17 protein-coding genes are annotated in these 16991 nt (G+C 41.2%); 12 read left to right on the top strand and 5 right to left on the bottom strand.

From position 1 onward, the window contains the following. Positions 1-31: 31 nt before the first annotated feature. On the bottom strand, positions 32-772 hold the full coding sequence (locus F7734_RS26875; RefSeq protein WP_155747682.1) for a Uma2 family endonuclease: 741 nt from the start codon (positions 770-772) through the stop codon (positions 32-34). 784 nt (positions 773-1556) lie between these two features. Here F7734_RS26875 and F7734_RS26880 point away from each other — a divergent pair. The 3 genes from F7734_RS26880 (at position 1557) to F7734_RS26890 (ending at position 4493) form a co-directional block, all read left to right on the top strand. Continuing rightward, positions 1557-3218 carry an FAD-dependent oxidoreductase gene (locus F7734_RS26880; RefSeq protein WP_155747683.1) on the top strand — a complete coding sequence of 554 codons (1662 nt, stop codon included), beginning with the start codon at positions 1557-1559 and terminating at the stop codon, positions 3216-3218. Positions 3219-3612: 394 nt separating this feature from the next. Further along, positions 3613-3756, top strand: coding sequence for a hypothetical protein (locus F7734_RS26885; protein WP_155747684.1), 144 nt, complete (start codon positions 3613-3615; stop codon positions 3754-3756). Positions 3757-3785: 29 nt separating this feature from the next. Next, entirely contained in the window at positions 3786-4493 is a 708-nt protein-coding gene (locus tag F7734_RS26890) for a hypothetical protein (protein WP_155747685.1), read from the top strand. A 253-nt stretch (positions 4494-4746) separates the two neighbouring features. Here the strand turns inward: F7734_RS26890 and F7734_RS65510 are convergent, their stop codons facing one another. Continuing rightward, entirely contained in the window at positions 4747-4872 is a 126-nt protein-coding gene (locus tag F7734_RS65510; protein ID WP_279239766.1) for a hypothetical protein, read from the bottom strand. A gap of 84 nt (positions 4873-4956) precedes the next feature. Here F7734_RS65510 and F7734_RS26895 point away from each other — a divergent pair, with 84 nt between their 5' ends. The 9 genes from F7734_RS26895 (at position 4957) to F7734_RS26935 (ending at position 14313) form a co-directional block, all read left to right on the top strand. Next, positions 4957-5361: a hypothetical protein gene (locus F7734_RS26895; protein ID WP_155747686.1), complete on the top strand. Its 405-nt coding sequence runs from the start codon at positions 4957-4959 to the stop codon at positions 5359-5361. A 218-nt stretch (positions 5362-5579) separates the two neighbouring features. After that, positions 5580-6254, top strand: a complete 675-nt coding sequence (locus F7734_RS26900) for a hypothetical protein (protein ID WP_155747687.1) — start codon at positions 5580-5582, stop codon at positions 6252-6254. 32 nt (positions 6255-6286) lie between these two features. Then, complete coding sequence (locus F7734_RS26905) at positions 6287-7129, top strand: hypothetical protein (protein WP_155747688.1); 843 nt, start codon at positions 6287-6289, stop codon at positions 7127-7129. A gap of 197 nt (positions 7130-7326) precedes the next feature. Next, positions 7327-8310 (top strand): hypothetical protein, encoded by a 984-nt coding sequence (locus tag F7734_RS26910; RefSeq protein ID WP_155747689.1) that lies wholly within the window; start codon positions 7327-7329, stop codon positions 8308-8310. A gap of 93 nt (positions 8311-8403) precedes the next feature. Next, entirely contained in the window at positions 8404-9024 is a 621-nt protein-coding gene (locus F7734_RS26915) for a 4Fe-4S single cluster domain-containing protein (RefSeq protein WP_155747690.1), read from the top strand. A 115-nt stretch (positions 9025-9139) separates the two neighbouring features. Beyond that, a complete protein-coding gene (locus F7734_RS26920; protein ID WP_155747691.1) occupies positions 9140-10711 on the top strand; it encodes an AAA family ATPase in 1572 nt (523 codons plus the stop codon). A 17-nt stretch (positions 10712-10728) separates the two neighbouring features. Continuing rightward, positions 10729-12657 carry a hypothetical protein gene (locus F7734_RS26925; protein ID WP_155747692.1) on the top strand — a complete coding sequence of 643 codons (1929 nt, stop codon included), beginning with the start codon at positions 10729-10731 and terminating at the stop codon, positions 12655-12657. 12 nt (positions 12658-12669) lie between these two features. Further along, positions 12670-13689 carry a hypothetical protein gene (locus F7734_RS26930; RefSeq protein ID WP_155747693.1) on the top strand — a complete coding sequence of 340 codons (1020 nt, stop codon included), beginning with the start codon at positions 12670-12672 and terminating at the stop codon, positions 13687-13689. Positions 13690-13830: 141 nt separating this feature from the next. Further along, positions 13831-14313: a DUF2997 domain-containing protein gene (locus F7734_RS26935; RefSeq protein WP_155747694.1), complete on the top strand. Its 483-nt coding sequence runs from the start codon at positions 13831-13833 to the stop codon at positions 14311-14313. A 169-nt stretch (positions 14314-14482) separates the two neighbouring features. On the opposite strand, the gene F7734_RS26940 is transcribed toward F7734_RS26935, so the two are convergent. From F7734_RS26940 to F7734_RS26950, 3 genes are all read right to left on the bottom strand, one after another. Continuing rightward, entirely contained in the window at positions 14483-15334 is an 852-nt protein-coding gene (locus F7734_RS26940) for a hypothetical protein (protein ID WP_166482171.1), read from the bottom strand. Further along, positions 15325-16434, bottom strand: coding sequence for an ATP-binding protein (locus tag F7734_RS66280; RefSeq protein WP_166482172.1), 1110 nt, complete (start codon positions 16432-16434; stop codon positions 15325-15327). The genes F7734_RS26940 and F7734_RS66280 overlap by 10 nt, the downstream gene beginning before the upstream one ends. A gap of 206 nt (positions 16435-16640) precedes the next feature. Then, complete coding sequence (locus tag F7734_RS26950) at positions 16641-16874, bottom strand: ATP-binding protein (RefSeq protein ID WP_347566290.1); 234 nt, start codon at positions 16872-16874, stop codon at positions 16641-16643. Positions 16875-16991 lie beyond the last annotated feature (117 nt).

Consider the following 16991-nt stretch of genomic DNA (forward strand, 5'->3'; position numbering starts at 1 on the left):
AAGGTATTCATTTTCTTATGAAAATTTGCTCCTACGGCAAAGTATTGGGATCGACACCTAAAGAGCGCAATTGCTCCTTTAACTGTTGTACCTGTAATTCTGCCTGTTCGGCGCGTTGACGTTCCTGTTCGGCGCGTTGACGTTCCTGTTCGGCGCGTTCCTCCGCTTGCTGTCTTGCTATGACTTCCTCATGTAACGCAGAAGCCAGCTCATCAGGTAACAGTAACTTTTCCCCTGTATCCTCACGATAAAAACCGATAAGCTTTTCTTCTACAAGCAAGCGTAACTGTAATGGTTCGCTACGGCTATCCTCAATCAATTCGTAAATTTCCCCTCGCAGGCGATATCCCCGTAGTTTTTCTTCTATCCACTCGCCTTTGGGATCGAATAACCAGTACTCCTTCACACCAAGCTGTTCGTATAATGTTTTTTTCAAAATTTTGTCAGTGTCTTTTGTTCCTGGTGAGGTCATTTCAAAAATTACACTCGGTACCTGACCCTCTACCCATATCTTATAATTATCGCGACCACCGGGTGGCACATCAAAAATCACCATCACATCTGGTGCGATTCGTAGCTTGGGAAAACCTTGAGCGTAGTAGAGAAATTGATTTCCCAGTACAGTTGCTTGACGTGGCGCTAAATACTGTCGGAGTACTTCTAGGGTTGTTAATAAAGAATATAGGTGGTCGTAGGTCTCTGCCACGGGTTCTCCATCAGCACTGGGATAAAATGGCTCTGTTTGTTGAGCAATAGGTAGAATAGCTGTCATGTCTCTCAGTTCGCGTTACCGAACTGTTCTAGATTTATCATCTAATTTAACTTTACATAAACAATATATCCTCTATCTAATAAATAAAAGTTGCTATAGCCAGCCTAAATTATTTATGAAAAGTCAGATCCCTGACTTCTCAAAGAAATCGGGAAACTGGACACGGTAAATTTTTACCTATCAAATAGGATATTGATAGAACAGATACAAAAACTGAAGCCAACATTATGAGCGTTCCAATCACTCTCATGTCCATTCTCACTAAAGTCTAATCATGACATTGCTTGAAAGTGCAAAGTTATGATATCGTCACCAGTATTTTGCTCTCACATCACTATACATTCGTAAGATTCTACCAGCAACTCAGTCATAAGTCAGTAACGAATTAGTTAACTTTCAATCCTGTACTCAGTAATTACCAGGTTTAAATTAAGTTGTACAGCAGGTTACAGCCATTGTTTCAGATTATGTATTTATTACTTAAAATATAAAGCAAAAAAAACTTGCGATCGCAATCAAACCTCTGTATATTTACTGTAGAGCAACTGATGATAATTTCCATTTTTAGTTTAAGCTTGTATCTTTGCTCTACCACAAACTCTTGAGGAAATAATCGCCCAGTATTGATTGTGGCTCTATAAGGATTCCCTAAACACGTAGGTAGGACTGTGCCGCACAACAGCAAATGTGTGGCATAGCCCCGCCTACAAAATTCGGTAATTTTAGAGCGGAAAGAGAGTCATGGATTAATTGAGTCAAATATCAAGTCCTTTTACTATTAATTATGAGTCAACCAAACAAATTTTTTTCCTTCAACCGTCGTTGGTTTTTACGCAGTCTTGGTTTAGCAGGAGGAGTTACATTAACTTCAGGATTAAGTCAAGTAAGAGATTTAAGTAGAGCAACAGCTTCAGAAAAATTTAAATATCAAAAAATCTTAAATGAATTTAATATTTACCCAGAATTAAAAAGTTTAACTAAAGCCAAGAGTAAGGCAGCGAGCAAGTCCAAGGGAATTTTAAGTGACCTAGATAACCTTCCCCAGTCAGGCAGACCATTAAAGGTTGTGATTTTGGGAGCAGGGATGGCTGGACTTTGTGCTGCTTGTGAATTAGAAAAACGCGGGCATACCTGCGTCATTCTGGAAGCCGATCGCAGTCATATTGGGGGTCGCGTTCGCACTTTACGATTTGAAGATGGTTTGTATGGGGAAGCGGGCGCAATGCGAATTCCAAAAAGCCATGATTTAACGCATCATTACATCAAAGAATGTGGTTTGCAACTGCGTAACTTTGTGAGTGGCAATCCCAATGGATATTACTATATGCGAGGTGAGCGCTTGCGAGTCGCAGAGGTGACACGGCTTAGTTCCATCTATGAACTCAAGGGTAATGAGAAGCAGTTGACCCCTGATGATGTTTGGGCTACAGCTGTTGATAGTTATGTCAACAACCTCAGCGAAAAAGAAAAAGAAGAGATATTTGCTACGTCAATTCAAAGCGCTGCTGTGCGCGAGTTGGATGAAAAATCATTGATGCAATTATGCCGTGCCGCAGGACTCTCAACTGATGCTATTGAGATGTTGTCAGCAGCTTACGGCTTACTAGGTTCGGAAATGTACTTCTCTGCCCTTGGTCACATACGTGATGCAGGAAATTATTCCAACTTAGAAGAGATTGTTGGCGGTTCAGACGTTTTACCCAAAGCACTAGCAGCTAAACTCAAGTCTCAACCAAAATTGGGCTGCGAAGTCATCGCCATAGAACGGGATGACGCAGGAAACAAAGCAACAGCAATTTATGTCGAAGATGGTCAAACCAAATCGGAAGAGGGAGATTTTGTAATCTGTACGATTCCCTTTCCCGTGCTAGCGCGGCTTGAGACTCCTTTTTCTGGAGCTAAGAAAAGAGCTATTCGCGATTTGACGTATGATTCTTCGACAAAAGTGCTCGCGATCGCAAACCGTCGTTTCTGGGAAACAGACGATGGCATCTATGGCGGTGGTTCGTTTAGTGATTTGCCAATTTCTACTACCTACTATCCTTCAGACAATGCACAGGCTAAAGACCCCAACATTTCAGCTAGTCCAGCCGTGATGTTGGCTTCTTATACTTGGGGAAGTCAGGCACGCCGTTTGGGGGATTTACCTCCTCAGGAACGACACTCCCAAACTCAGCAGTGGCTGAGCAAAATCCATCCTCAGATTAATCAGAATGGAGTGTTAGACAAAATGGTAAGTTGGTCTTGGGACAACCACCCTTGGAGTGGTGGAGCATTCACATTCTTGTCGCCTTATCAGCAGACAAGTTTATACAAAGATGTCATTGCACCTGAAGGTCGCATTTATTTTGCTGGAGAACACGCTTCAACAGATCATGCTTGGATACAAGGTGCTTTGGAATCAGCGCTAACCTGTGTCAAAGAAATTTTGATTGCCGCTCAATGAGATTGACACCCCACATCAAGTCGGAATTTTAAATAGCAGATATATCCGAAAGCTTGCGTTTACTCTCTAGAGATAGCAAAACGAATATAGCAGTTTTCAATTGGGTGCAATACATAAAAAAGTTATGAACCGCAGCCTGTAGCAGACAAACGCGGGTAAATCTGTACTGCATTCAAGTGAAAACCGCTATAATTATTGTTAGTAAATAAATTTACAGCGCCAGACAAATATGTTAATTTATCCCTCAAATGGCTGAAAAACACTGTTTATATATTAGCTTTTTTTTATTTTTAAATAACGAGTAAAAAGCAATACTAAAGTTAACTTCTTCAGAAGAAAATAAGCGAAATAACTTTGGTGTTTATTATGCATATCTAGAAAAAATAGGAATTCAATGAAAAACAATCTGCGGAAATTTAGCACCAAGCCTTTCTCGACCTTTAGTCTGGCTATTTTACTAGACGCCTTATTGAATACGGCAGCTTTTGCAGCGATCGCCCCTATTAATCGAGTCAATAACGAAACATCGGTAAGATAGGAGTTGAGGTTGACAAATTTAGCGAGCAGGTGAATAATGAGGGGCTTACAGGAGGTTTCGAGGTCACTCAACCGAACAACAATGATAAGACAGCGACCCTAGAAGAACTAGAGACATTCCTTGGGGTGGATCACTTCAACTGGTTTCAAATCATCACAAGTGATAACAATCCCCTGTCGGATGCTAATGGCAACCTACTCGCTGCACCATACATCGATTTTCCCAAAAATGGGTATAGCACCCACTGGTCAGATGATATACCTTGGCACTGGGATGAAGTATCTCCTCCACCTACCAATACTAGGGATTGGGGTTCTGGTTTTCTGCTAAGCACCAGCTATGAGGGATCAACCCTCGTATTTGAAGACTTTCCCAGCGATTCTGCAGGCACTAAAGTCGATTTCGCAACATTTCTCGTTGCTGACTTTGGGGATAAGACTTACGACATTCTTGGTGGTTTTTCCTGGTCGGTGGAGGTTGGTAGTAATGAATTGACGGAAGTAACCTACCTAAATACAGCAACAATCTTTTCCGACGCTTTTGCTCAACAAATTCAAAGGGAATTTGGGTATACTTTTGCCGATAGGCTTTCCGAAAATAATTCAGTAGTGCAACCAACTCCGATACCGACACCTTCCCCAGAAAAAATACCTGAACCAAGTACAGTATTTGCGCTCTTACTGACTAGTCTTGCTGCCTGTAGTGACGCTAGAAGACAAAAGCAAATAAGGGCGTAAGCAGGGGTTGATCGTTATAGGCTATACACATTTCGGTTAAATAGCAACAGATCGTTAAGTCAGACTTTGAGTAGCATATATAAATAAAAGTGAGAAAATTAACACTTACACTATTCAGCGGTTGACACCTCAGCATAATATAGGATAATATTAATTTTGTCAATCGAAATATTGCTGGAATCAAAGAATAATAAAGTATAAAAAAAAGATTAAATTGGAGGTTCCAGTGGACAAGAGAATGATAATTGTAAGATTAAGCGATCGCTAACCTAAAAGCGATGTTTCCAGTTACTGTTCTTGGAATTTTTTCAGACTTTGAGGTAATTGACAAACTCGTCGTCATATAAAGCAGCATCAATGAGCGTTTGATCGTAGCCATAAACGTCGATCCCAGGGCGCATCAAAAATTGTGATTGTTTATGGCATCAAATGATACAAAAATAATAGAGAGGATGTACATTTTATGGAACTGGCATCACTGACAGCAGCAGCAATTGCTACTCTGGTCATCACCAAAGGCTTTGAAAGAACAGGCGAAGTCATTGTAGACAAGTTAGTAGTGGAAAAAGGTGGTCAATTGATGCGACTGCTTTTGGACAAACATCCGCACATCGCAAGTGCTCTCCAGAGAGTACAAGATACACAGCAAGCCGTGGATGTTAGCAAAGATTTAGAAACTGTGGCAAGTATCAATCCAGAAGTAGCAAATATCATCAATGCTATTGCTCATGCTGTTCGCCAAACTAATCCTGAAAACACAAAAATAGATCGAAGAGTAATCCAAAAAGATAATAAGTATGCTGTCAATCAGGGCCAAGTTGATACTTCAAATATAGGAGATACATACAATTATGGTAAAAATCATTAATCATTTCCTAGATGAATTTTGTATAGCATCTAGAAATTAGCAATCACACTTGGGTGTTTATCAGCTGTATGTAATACTATTTCACTGTTGTGCGGCTAAACATATTTTGTTAGGGACACAATCATCTTGTGTCCCTAAAACAACTGTGTTTATGGTATTAATATCGTGATATATAAATAGGTCTGCATTCGTTAAATAGGCATTTCAATTAAACTAGCATGACAAATCCTTATGACATAGAAGGTATTTTGGAACGTTTGACTACAGGAAGTTTCACAGAAACGGACATTCAAATTTTACGAAATTCGATTGCTAGAAACACTAATCCAGATGTTGTTCAGATAGGCAATAAATATGCTGTCAGTATTGGTCATGCTACAGGTCCTATCAACCTTGGGGATAATATCACTTATCAAGGTGTAGATGCTGAAACAATTAGAGAAATATTGCGATCGCTACGAGATATGCAGCGACAGCAACCTTTTGTATCTAATACAGAAGCATTACGCTACTTACAGCAACAATCCTTAGTTCGTAATCGACCCGGAGTTCCTTTTCAATGGCAAGTTTTAGTAAGTTGGTTAATTCTCAGCTTGCTTGGCTTAATTATCTTATTATTTACACAAACATCTAACTCATTAATCATTAAAAATTTAGCTGATTTTATATACTATTGGGTTATTTTATTTTTGGCTGCCACGATTTATGGTTTTTTAGGAATATTTTTGCAAGGTGTATTTCAATATCGTTGGCGATTTTCCGAAGTTCGCAACTATTGGATAGTTTGGTTCTTATACCCAATTATCGCTCCCTTTTTTATTGCTTTGTGGATGGTTTTTTATGGACTTAGATATGGAGATAGAATATTTCCTAGATTTTTTAGATTTTGGTAGTGAATTAACTCCATATGTAACAGAGGTAAAGGATGATAAATTCCGATAATATCAAATCAATTTTTGAACGCCTTATTAAAGGTAGATTAACAAAAAAAGATGTTCATATTTTGAGAGATGCAATTGATAGTAACACGAATCAAGATGTTATCCAAATAGGTAATAAATATGCCGTAAATATTGGAAATTCTACAGGCTCAATTAACCTTGGTGATAACATTACTTATCAGGGTGTAGATGCTGAAACAATTAGAGAAATATTGCGATCGCTACGAGACATACAGAAACAAAAACCTTTAGTTTCTAATGGAGAAATTTTAAGTATTTTACGACGTAAATATCCTTCTTTAGAGCTTGGTAGAGGGAGATTTTATTTACCAATTTTGGTTTTAGCTAGCTGGTTAATAATTAGCTTAATTATTTCAATTCTAATTTCTAAATATCAGCCTAACTCCACTGTAATTATTTTAAAAACATTTTTAGTTTTTTTGGGATATGGAATGCAGCTATATTATCCAATTATAGGATGTGTGTTAATGTTCAACTACCACATTAGATCGAAATTTGTATTTTTATTAATATTTCCTGTCATTGTTTGGTTACTCTTAAACACTTATTGTACTTTAGTTGAATATATTCTGATTTCAGGACGTATATTCGCTACTGCAAATTTTATCAATTTGGTGCTGATAGTGTTTATAGCTTATGCAGTTTTAGCCTATTTAGGAAATTTGTTAGCCGGAAGATTTCATATAAGTTTTACAGGTCTAATGGATAGGTGGTTAATTTGGTCTTTTTCTCCATTCATAACTGTATTCCGCCTGCATTTTTATCTCTTCCTTCTTGTTGGTCACATATTTCGTTTTGGAGCATAAAAGGGAAACTTTATGTACTTTGATAAGATTGGTTTTATTTAGGACTGATTTATCAGTATATGTATAGCATCAAACATTTTATATTAGTCAGAATTGCAGTCATCAGGTGATGGCAAAGACGATAGTAGCGAATACATCAGAGTAATAGGTTAATTGCACACCATTCATACATTGTTAAGACATAGCTGGAGAGACAAGTGAGACAACAAATTGATAAAAATAACGTTCAACTAAGTGGAGATATGGAAGGCTCTTTTTATCCTTCTAGCCAAGCGGAGATAGTACGAAATGTAGTCTTACATACTCCTTTGTACCTCAACGGTGGATTATTTGCCCAGAACATAACCAATATTGGAGGTGGAACCGTTATCGGTCCGGTGCTGGCGACAGCAGAAATTACCCTTTCTCATCCCCAGCCAGGAAGCCCACCGTTGAAGTTTCTTTCTGGGATGAATGCAACGCTATCAATTGCCATTACCGAATCTGGTAAAGCAATTCAAGAAACTGTCGTCAGCCACACCAGTAAAGCCAGTGTTGTAGTGCGAGGTGATGTAGTGAGCGATAGTGTCAAATTGGACAATGCACTAATTTTTGGTAATGTACGAGCGCGAGAAGTGTCTTTGGTGAACTCCATCATTGTTGGTTCCATTTTTGCAGAAGAAACCCTACGACTGGAAAACAGTAACTTTGTGGCACTCTCTGGGGGACGAGTGATTTTGAAAGGGCGCAATGGTTGCTGGTTACCTTATGCCACTTCGTTAGAACCAATTCAATTTGCAGACCTGATGCTGCCCAATGGTGAAACAATACCAGCCGAACTGCGTTACCTTGCCCTATGCCGCTCAACTCAGTTGGGATGTGCTTTTCAGGAAGGGGGGATTGCCTGTGAACCTTTTGTTACTGGTCAGTGTGGTTATCATCAGGTGTGTTTGGGACCAGCCGATATCCATCCCCACCATACGGAAGATGGCCGAATTTTGTATGCACTTAACCTGGCTCAGCGTGCCCTTAACCTAGCACCCATTGAACGAGAAATTAGACAAGTGGAATTGTTTTTGAAAGAACTCCTGATGTATGAACACCTAGATAAATCCTCACAGCAACAAGCGCGAGAAGCATGGCCAGAAAAACTCCGACCGGAAGAAAAAGAGTTACTGGAAATGACCGTTGAGATGCTGTGACTTGGAGAGCTTTGATACTAAACTTCATCATGACTGACTTTCACAATCTAGCACCTAAAATCCAAAATCGGCATAACACTCAATGAGTTAGCGATGAGTACATCATTTCAAATTCAAGTAGCAACCTATCTCCCTGAAAGCTACAGCAACGGTCCTGGCTGTCGGGCTGTACTGTGGGTGCAGGGATGTCCAAAGCGTTGTTCAGGCTGTTGGAACCCTGATTTTCTCTCGTTTAAAGGCGGAACAGTGTGGACTGTGGCGCAGGCTTTAGAGAAGTTAACCCAGTCCGATGCTATCGAAGGGATAACTCTTTTAGGGGGAGAACCGTTTTCCCAAGCCGAACCTTTATCTAATTTATGTGCCGAAATCCGCCAACATGGATTAAGCGTGATGGCATACAGCGGTTGGACTTTAACAGAGTTAACCCGCATGGGTTCTCCCCAAACAGATTTGCTTGCTTGCTGCGATTTGCTAGTAGACGGGGAATTTGTGGCGGAGTCAGAGGCTTCGTTGCTGTGGCGAGGTTCATACAACCAGCAGATTCACTTTTTGACTGAACGATATGCACAGTGGCGATCGCAAGTTAACAATTATCATCGGGACTTTGAAATCCTGATTCAGGATGAACAACTTATTCTTACTGGAGATCCACCCGCAGCCGTCTTGCAAATGTTACAAGGACTCTTGCCACAGGGAGAATGGCAAATGAGATGAAGTGTCAGTCCGAAAGTCAGATTCAGCTTTTTCTTTGCCTTCTCTCAACATAGCTGCTTGTCCTCCTAATTTTCTACTTCCTCGTGCCTAACTTAATTCAATTAAATATGCTGCTATGAAGTGTCATTTTCCTAAAGAATTATCAGAAATTATCCGCGCCCGATTTCCACTAATTTACCTGCAAACATTTGAAGAAGAACGAGCATTGGTGATGTTGAAAGACCTTTGTGCTGACAGTGGGAAAAATGGTCTAAATCGCCCTTTATATGTTTGGTCGCACACCCAAGGATTAAAAAAATATCCTGATGGGCAAATTGACTCCTCATTGCTATCACCTTATCAGCTACTTGACCATATTGAAAAATCTGCCAATAGTTCCCTCTACGTCCTGTTAGATTTCCACATCTATCTAGATGACCAACACCGTACCCCAGACAACGACAGGATTGTGCGACGACTACGGGAAGTAGGTATGTCGCTGCGAAATGCTAATTTAGCACGTACACTTGTCATTACCTCACCTATTGTTAACCTACCACAGTCCTTACAAAAGGACGTGATGGTGATGGATTTTCCGCCACCTACACAGATGGAAATTCGCACAGCTTTGGATAGGTTGATTCTCAAGCAAAAAGGTGCTGGTGGAGTCCAAGTATTTTTAACAGAAGAAGACAAACAACAGCTATGTAAAGCTGCTTTAGGTTTAACACAGCAAGAAGCTGAAGGAACCTTTGCAAGGGCAATGGCAAGTAATGGTGTTTTGGAAGCTTCTGATGTAGATTTTATCCTGGCACAGAAACAGCAAATTCTCAAGAAAAGTGGTGCTTTAGAATACGTCGGTTCGGACTTCAAGCTGGAAGATGTGGGAGGGTTAGAGAACTTGAAAAAATGGCTGGAGAAGCGCAACCGGACTTGGATGGATGAGGCAAAACGCTACAACTTACCAGCACTGAAAGGCGTGATGGTGACGGGTGTGCCTGGTTGCGGTAAAAGCTTGATTGCTAAAGCAATTTCTAGCTTGTGGAAGTTACCACTACTGCGCTTTGATATTAGTAGCGTTTTTGGTGTTTATGTAGGACAAAGTGAGGCCAATATGCGGCGAGCGCTACAAACGGCGGAAGCCATAGCGCCGTGCATTCTTTGGGTGGATGAGATTGAAAAAGGGTTAGGCGGTGCTTCTGGTGGTGAAGGCGACAGTGGTACAACCAGGCGTGTGTTTGGTAATTTTCTGACTTGGATGCAAGAAAAACAAGCTCTGGTATTTGTCTTTGCTACTGCTAACCAAATAGACCGCCTACCACCGGAATTGTTGCGTAAAGGTCGATTTGACGAGATTTTCTTTGTCGATTTGCCCAGTAAAGAAGAGCGCAAACAAATCTTTAAGGTGCATCTGCGGCGACGTTTAACCTCTCCTGAAGCCAGGGGGGACTTTCAGGAAACTGAACAGATTTTGGACGAACTGGCAAACCTGTCTGACAAATTTATTGGTGCAGAAATTGAAGATGCCATCACCAATGCACTGTACGAAGCTTTTTTTGACTCCCGTGCTTTTCGCCTTGATGACCTAAAACGCATCATTATAAACACACCCCGATTTGCTGATATGCAAGCAGATTACTTGCAATCTATTCGGACATGGGCAAAACAGCGAGCAGTTCCTGCTAGTCAAACCTTTGAAAATATCTAAACATATAAATACAACTTATGAAAATACTTCCTTCTAGTATCATTCAGAACGATAAACCTGTTAACGATGGCATGGATTTGGCTCTGGCGTTTGCCCAGGCAAATCAACAATCAATGGAAAGCTTTATAGCTAAACAAAAAGCAGATACGCAGCAGGTTGAATCCGACTTGCAAGCACTACGGGCGAAAAAAGCATATCTATCAGGAGCGATCGTGGCAGGTATTTCTGCCATTCTTTTACCCTTCTCCTTTCAAAACTCCATTTTCTTGCCGTTGGGATTGAGTGGTTTAGCAGGTGGTGGTGTTTGGGCATATACCGCCCGTAAAAAACAGCAGCAAGAAATTTTGGAGTTAGAAGCCGAACAACAGGATATTCCCCGACGACAAATTCCCCAAGTCGTGTCACATTTAGGGAAGTTGCACTATGTTGTTGAGGTCATGCCGTTCGAGGATGGGAAATTGGTAGTTGATGCTACTGGTACTCGACTCAAGCAACCACTGGTGTATCCAGAAATACCCAATAGCATCAATCGGTTGCAAGCTTTGAGCGACAAGCTGGCGGAAATTCCAGAAGAACTACCCATTTTGTTACCTGGAACTGGGGCAGCGGATCTTCAAGAGAGATCGCGACTGACAGGGATTGAGGCAGATATGGGCGAAGTGCTATCCATCACCAATCAAATCTTCACCGATACAGTTGATATACAAACAGAGCTACCCGCTTTTACTGCCAATAATGATGTGGTACACAGCTTGCGGATGCTTGCCCGCTACTTGCAAGATGGTCAGCCGGAACTGCATTTGGCACAAGATGACCCCACTATTTCCCTAGCCGTGCAAAGTTTAACACAGACAAACGCAGAGGCAGCACAAGCGCAGGCAGTGGGAGCAACCAACGTGGAGTCAATGATGAATCACGCTGTAGAGCGAATGGACTCCTGCGTTACTCAAGCTAAAGCAGCACGCGATCGCTCTCTAATGAATATTTTGAGTGACGGACTCGATAGCATTCGTGGCATTTACGACTATCCCCTGACACGGTTTTACTGCCCCAAATGCCATCAGGTGGAACAATACCGCGCCTCTCAGTTGCCTGTTGCCGTAGAACATCTCACACAAGTACCACCCGATAGACTTGATACACTTCATCGCGGCGACGACCTGCGGCGACTGCGCGGCATTATAGACAGTATTCGGCGCTACCTCAAGCAGGCAAAACGGCAGGGGGAAGACCTCAATGCCGAACATTTTACGATTCTGCAAGACAGGCTAAAAACTTATGAAGAACTGATGCGGGGAATGGCTGTAGAAATTCCTGAATATGACCCTAAGATTGATTTACACAAGCGCAACGCGGTGTTGAAATACAACACAATCCGCCAAGAGTGGGTTTGTCAACTGTGCAGCGAAAGCTTTAATGATGAACAAGCACAGTGGGCAAGGATGCTCAAAGTCAAAGATGAATTAATTCTGCCAATTTGGGATGCCCTCTGGTTGGAAAAACACGATGAGCGCAACCGCATTATCCGCGAGAAGGAAGCAGAACTGCGTGCCAATGTAGAGCAAGAAGTAACCCTACTGCGAGACGAAGCAAAGCTTTTTACTGAAGAATTTCGCCCGGTGCGCGACCAACTGGAGAAGATGGGTAGTAGTTCCAGAGTTGCCCAGCAGCAAATTGAAATGATGCTCAACTTCTACATTGCACGTGGCATTCTCTCTGAGGAAACTGCTGATGCAATGCGCCAGTACATTAGTAGGGGACAGGGACTAACTACCAACGAAATTATTAATATCACACGCCAGCTAGAAAACCAACTGTCTGAAGAAGCAGAGACAGCACAGATTCGCCGCAGCCAATTAGGCGATTATGCAGATGAAGTGCGTAATGCCACTAAATATTTCTTTACTCCTAATTCCATCGAACAAAAATTCATTGACAAATTATAAGGAGAATCAAAGATGTCAGAAGGAACGATCGTAGTTGACACAAGTGCAGTTGCTCATGAAGTGGCAAGACTCTCCAGAGATATTGACCGCTTGGGGGATCAGTTTCATAACGATAGCCGCGTTCTCCAACGAGAAATGGCGGAAGGGTTTAACGCGGCTGTAGCCCAAATGCAGGATAGTTTAGCTGTAACTGTAGAACAGATGCAGGCAGTACAGCTAGCAGTTAACCTAGTACAGCAAGAAGTCAATCGAGGGATTGAAGCTGAGGCGCAAACTAAGCTGTTTGAACAGTACGCGGCTATTGCTGAAGAAAACGATACCATTAGTACCGCATCCCAACGACTCCACGAGCGATATTCTAAGTCGGTGCAAGATACACAGCGAGTGGTGCGTCGGTACGACAATCTGAATCAAACCGTGAGACAAAGTTATCAGACAGATATTCGTCGATTAGGACAATATATTTTTGAAATCCTGGAAACCCATTTCCACAAAACTGTTGAGAGCCGTATTTCTAAACAGCACACCGGATTTCTTACTTCAGTACTTGATACCATTGAGCAAATTCGACAGACACGCGAGCAACAATTAGCCAAATTACTGGAAACGGCATCTACCCAGTTGACTGAGTTTCTAAAAAAGCGCCAGCAGTTTGCTGAATCCGTTGAATCGATTAAGACACAAAACCTGCCAGTCACTGGTAAAGTTGCTCTACCAATGGTTATCCTAAAACGTCAGGATGCTTCTAAAGCTACGATCTTGGCAGGGCATGAAGTTGTTAAGTCTTCAGGTGAGATGGTGAAGTACCAGCTACAAGAGAACGATATGTTCCGCACCTTGCGCTCTGACTTTACCAACGCTGACAAACACATACAATGGCGAGCCATGACTCCAGAAGAAGTCAGCATGATGGAAAGCAATTTAAAGCAGCTGCTCGAGCAGAATTATTTCAGCCAAGAATACTACAAATACTTAATTCAAGCATTGCGAAACCAACCACCTATGGTTTCCGCACAAGTCAGACAACGTTAGCTTTTGGAGCAGTTGTTGGGGAGAAGGGGAAAAGGATCAAGATTATCAAAAAAACTTTTACTTCCTGATTTTTTCCCTGACCTTCAACTAAAAACTCTTTGGCAAAATTTCTCATCAAGAGCTTTTTTTGGAGTCAATAATATGTCTCACGTTTCTACTTACAGCATTGCCCATCTCCGTCCCATGATGCGCGATCGCTTAGCAGCACAGATGCAAGCCAATGCGTTACAGATGCAAGCCAATGCAGTTCACTTTCAGGCACAGCTGCAAGCGAACGCCCAAGAATGGGCAGCAGCCCGTCAACGGGTTGAAGAGATTGTCCTGTCTGAGTTACACCGCAACTTTATGGAATTGGCTCAACGACAAGAAGATGCCGCAGGCAACCTGCGGCTGCTGCTGACAGTCAATTCCGTTGCTGCTCCTGGAAAAACAGGAGATGTGGAAATTTTAATTAAAGCAGACAATACCCTCAGTGTTGATGTCAGTAATGCTCCCGGTCAAGCGTGTAAAGAATTAACACAACCACTAGAAATGGCTCTAGGTACACCTATTTCCGTACATTACAAGCCCGAATATCACGATGGGAAGGTGCGTCTGATAGACCAACAGCAGAATTGGGGGTAAGTGTTCTAGATATTAAAGAATTGTGGTCGCATTAACTTTAATCTTAGGGATTTCCAAGAAATAAATTATCCATCTTGTGGGACGGACGTTCCCGCCCGTCCTAAGACTGGTGGCGGGCTGTGAGCACCGCACCACAAGAAATTTTAGGAGATTTTTTATTTGGAAGTCCTTAGGTGGGTGAGGTAGTTGAAAAATCTGTGTTAATAATCAGTTCACGTAACATCCGCCACTCTTCCAGCCAAATCCAAACTTCTTGTTTCCTTTCCATACCTTTGATGATTCGTTCTAAAAACACATCTCTTGGACTAATTTGAGAATTACTAGATTCAAATCCAAATACCCTAAGCTTTTCAGTCATAATACATAGCAAATCTTTGCCTGCAAAGAAAGTTAGAAAGTTTTCAAATCTATTGCCCCCAGGTTGAAAAAGTGGAACTAATCGTCTAAATTTATCTAAAACATTTTCTGGTGTAACTATACGATCGCCTCTTAATTGTTGAACAATTGTCTGTATGTTCTGCTCGCAAGCTTCTCTACCCAGTCTTCGGGGAAAACAATGTGATGTATTACTAACTTTCTCTCCCCAAAAATTCTTGAAGCCGTAACATGACAAAGCAGTTCTAGCTGCTGTATAGTTTGAAATAGATTTTGCTGCTTCCATAAGAGCAGATTGATACTCATTAATTGGTGGTGCTTTACGTTCCAAAGCTCGTTGAACCACTTCTGGGTCGAGCAAATAGTTCTCAATTTCTTTTCTTTCCCAAGACCAACCTACTTGTATATTATTGCTTGTAAAGATTGGACAAGGGCTTCGTTTAAGAGTCATATTTTGACAGTCAAAATCACGATCTAAAAGACCAGCCAAATTTGGATTAATTGCACGATCTCCTAGAATACTTGATACGAAAAGCTGTTTTCCACCAATCGGTCGAATCTCACAATTTTTTGGTAATATTTCCCGAATTATCTGTATATCAATACTTTTATAATTTCCCTCACAATACAGAACATTTACAGGCACAATGCCCCTCCTAACAGACGATAAGTGTCGCTTTCACTCACTACATCACTAACTGCTTTAGAGTGAGTGGTGAAGATAAATTGACAGGTGGGAGCAATTTTGTTAAGCTGACTAACTAGAAATTGTGCTGCTGATGGATGTAAATTGAATTCGATTTCATCAATAAGTACAACCGAATAAGCAATTTGCTGCCTAACAAATTCATAGAGGAAAAGAAAAACAGTTTGCTCTCCTGCTGACATTTCTACAATGTCGTATCTTCGATGTCCATCATCTATGAGAAAATATGTAGTTTCTTCTGTAGGCGAATCAGGACTAGGGAGATTTTCTAGTCCCCAAAAGGAACGATTGGGAAAGATTTTTTGGTAAAGAGTTTCTAATTGACCCAAATAATCTACTGAATAATTTCTGCCAGATTCTTGTCGGCGTCTCCAATCAACTAAAAACTGACGCAAACGACCTACACCAAATTCAAAAGAAATACCAGTACTACGCTCTTTTATACTATCTCCTACAGATTCCTGATTAGAATTTGAACCAAGATTGCGAAATTGATCGAACCAGAAAACTCCTGGCAATTGAGAAAACAAAGAACGGACAGATTGATCCCCTTTATTAATAAACCACTGAGCATAGTATCGACCCCGAAACTGCTCTGATTCAGCCTTAGAGTTTCCAATTTTACAAAAATCTCCATCAAGAATGACTCGAACAAGAGGGCTGTTACCTGGTTCAACAAATTCTTTTGAGTCTGACTTGCGTTCAAGCGGCTGAGCTTCGTACCATTTCCTTGCTATTTCACGGGTAGCAAGCAATTCTTTTTCTTCAAAAGAAACCTCTAACTCAATCCGTGGTGTCCCCCATCGCCAGTATCGTCCCGGCAAAAACCCCGTCCAATCAAAATCAGCAATATTCCGAATACGTCCAGTTGCAAGAGCTAAAGGTAGGGCAACTGCTTGTAAGAGAGTTGTTTTACCACTACCATTGTCGCCTAAAATCAGGAAGCGATCGCTTACCTCTTCTAAGGTTTTGTTTTTAAATGAGACTTCTAGCCTATCAAACTGCTTGAAGTTTTGAATACAGATGGACTCAACTTTCACCTGACTAATTCTCCCATTTTGTATGCCTGTCTTTATTTGATGTTAGAAATTTTCAAGAGTAAAGACGCAATTACTCCCTTCCCACTATAATATTACCTATCTTCTTTTTCTCTTTCTTCGTGTCCTTTGCGACGTCAGTTGCTATAACTCTGGGAACCAGAGCAACGCACTGGCTCCAAAATGCGGTTCATTTAATTAGGTAATCCTTAGGTGAGTCCCAGCAAAAATCCCGTCCAATCAAAATCAGCTATATTCCGACTACGTCCAGTTGCAAGAGCTAGAGGTAGGGCAACTGCTTGTAAGAGAGTTGTTTTACCACTACCATTGTCGCCTAAAATCAGGAAGCGATCGCTTACCTCTTCTAAGGTTTTGTTTTTAAATGAGACTTTTAGCCTATCAAATTGCTTGAAGTTTTGAATACAGATGGGATCTACTTTCACTTAATTAATTCTACCATTTTGCTAATCTGTGTTTATTTGATATTAGAAATTTGCCAGAGTAAAGACGCAATTACTCCCTTCTCAATACTACTCGGATAAAAATTTTTGTGGGTTGGG

Source organism: Scytonema sp. UIC 10036, from assembly GCF_009725235.1.

Coding starts and splice junctions, on each gene's coding strand:
- F7734_RS26875 (WP_155747682.1), bottom strand. CDS start 772: ATGACAGCTATTCTACCTATTGCTCAACAAACAGAGCCATTTTATCCC.
- F7734_RS26880 (WP_155747683.1), top strand. CDS start 1,557: ATGAGTCAACCAAACAAATTTTTTTCCTTCAACCGTCGTTGGTTTTTA.
- F7734_RS26885 (WP_155747684.1), top strand. CDS start 3,613: ATGAAAAACAATCTGCGGAAATTTAGCACCAAGCCTTTCTCGACCTTT.
- F7734_RS65510 (WP_279239766.1), bottom strand. CDS start 4,872: ATGGCTACGATCAAACGCTCATTGATGCTGCTTTATATGACGACGAGT.
- F7734_RS26895 (WP_155747686.1), top strand. CDS start 4,957: ATGGAACTGGCATCACTGACAGCAGCAGCAATTGCTACTCTGGTCATC.
- F7734_RS26900 (WP_155747687.1), top strand. CDS start 5,580: ATGACAAATCCTTATGACATAGAAGGTATTTTGGAACGTTTGACTACA.
- F7734_RS26905 (WP_155747688.1), top strand. CDS start 6,287: ATGATAAATTCCGATAATATCAAATCAATTTTTGAACGCCTTATTAAA.
- F7734_RS26915 (WP_155747690.1), top strand. CDS start 8,404: ATGAGTACATCATTTCAAATTCAAGTAGCAACCTATCTCCCTGAAAGC.
- F7734_RS26920 (WP_155747691.1), top strand. CDS start 9,140: ATGAAGTGTCATTTTCCTAAAGAATTATCAGAAATTATCCGCGCCCGA.
- F7734_RS26925 (WP_155747692.1), top strand. CDS start 10,729: ATGAAAATACTTCCTTCTAGTATCATTCAGAACGATAAACCTGTTAAC.
- F7734_RS26930 (WP_155747693.1), top strand. CDS start 12,670: ATGTCAGAAGGAACGATCGTAGTTGACACAAGTGCAGTTGCTCATGAA.
- F7734_RS26935 (WP_155747694.1), top strand. CDS start 13,831: ATGTCTCACGTTTCTACTTACAGCATTGCCCATCTCCGTCCCATGATG.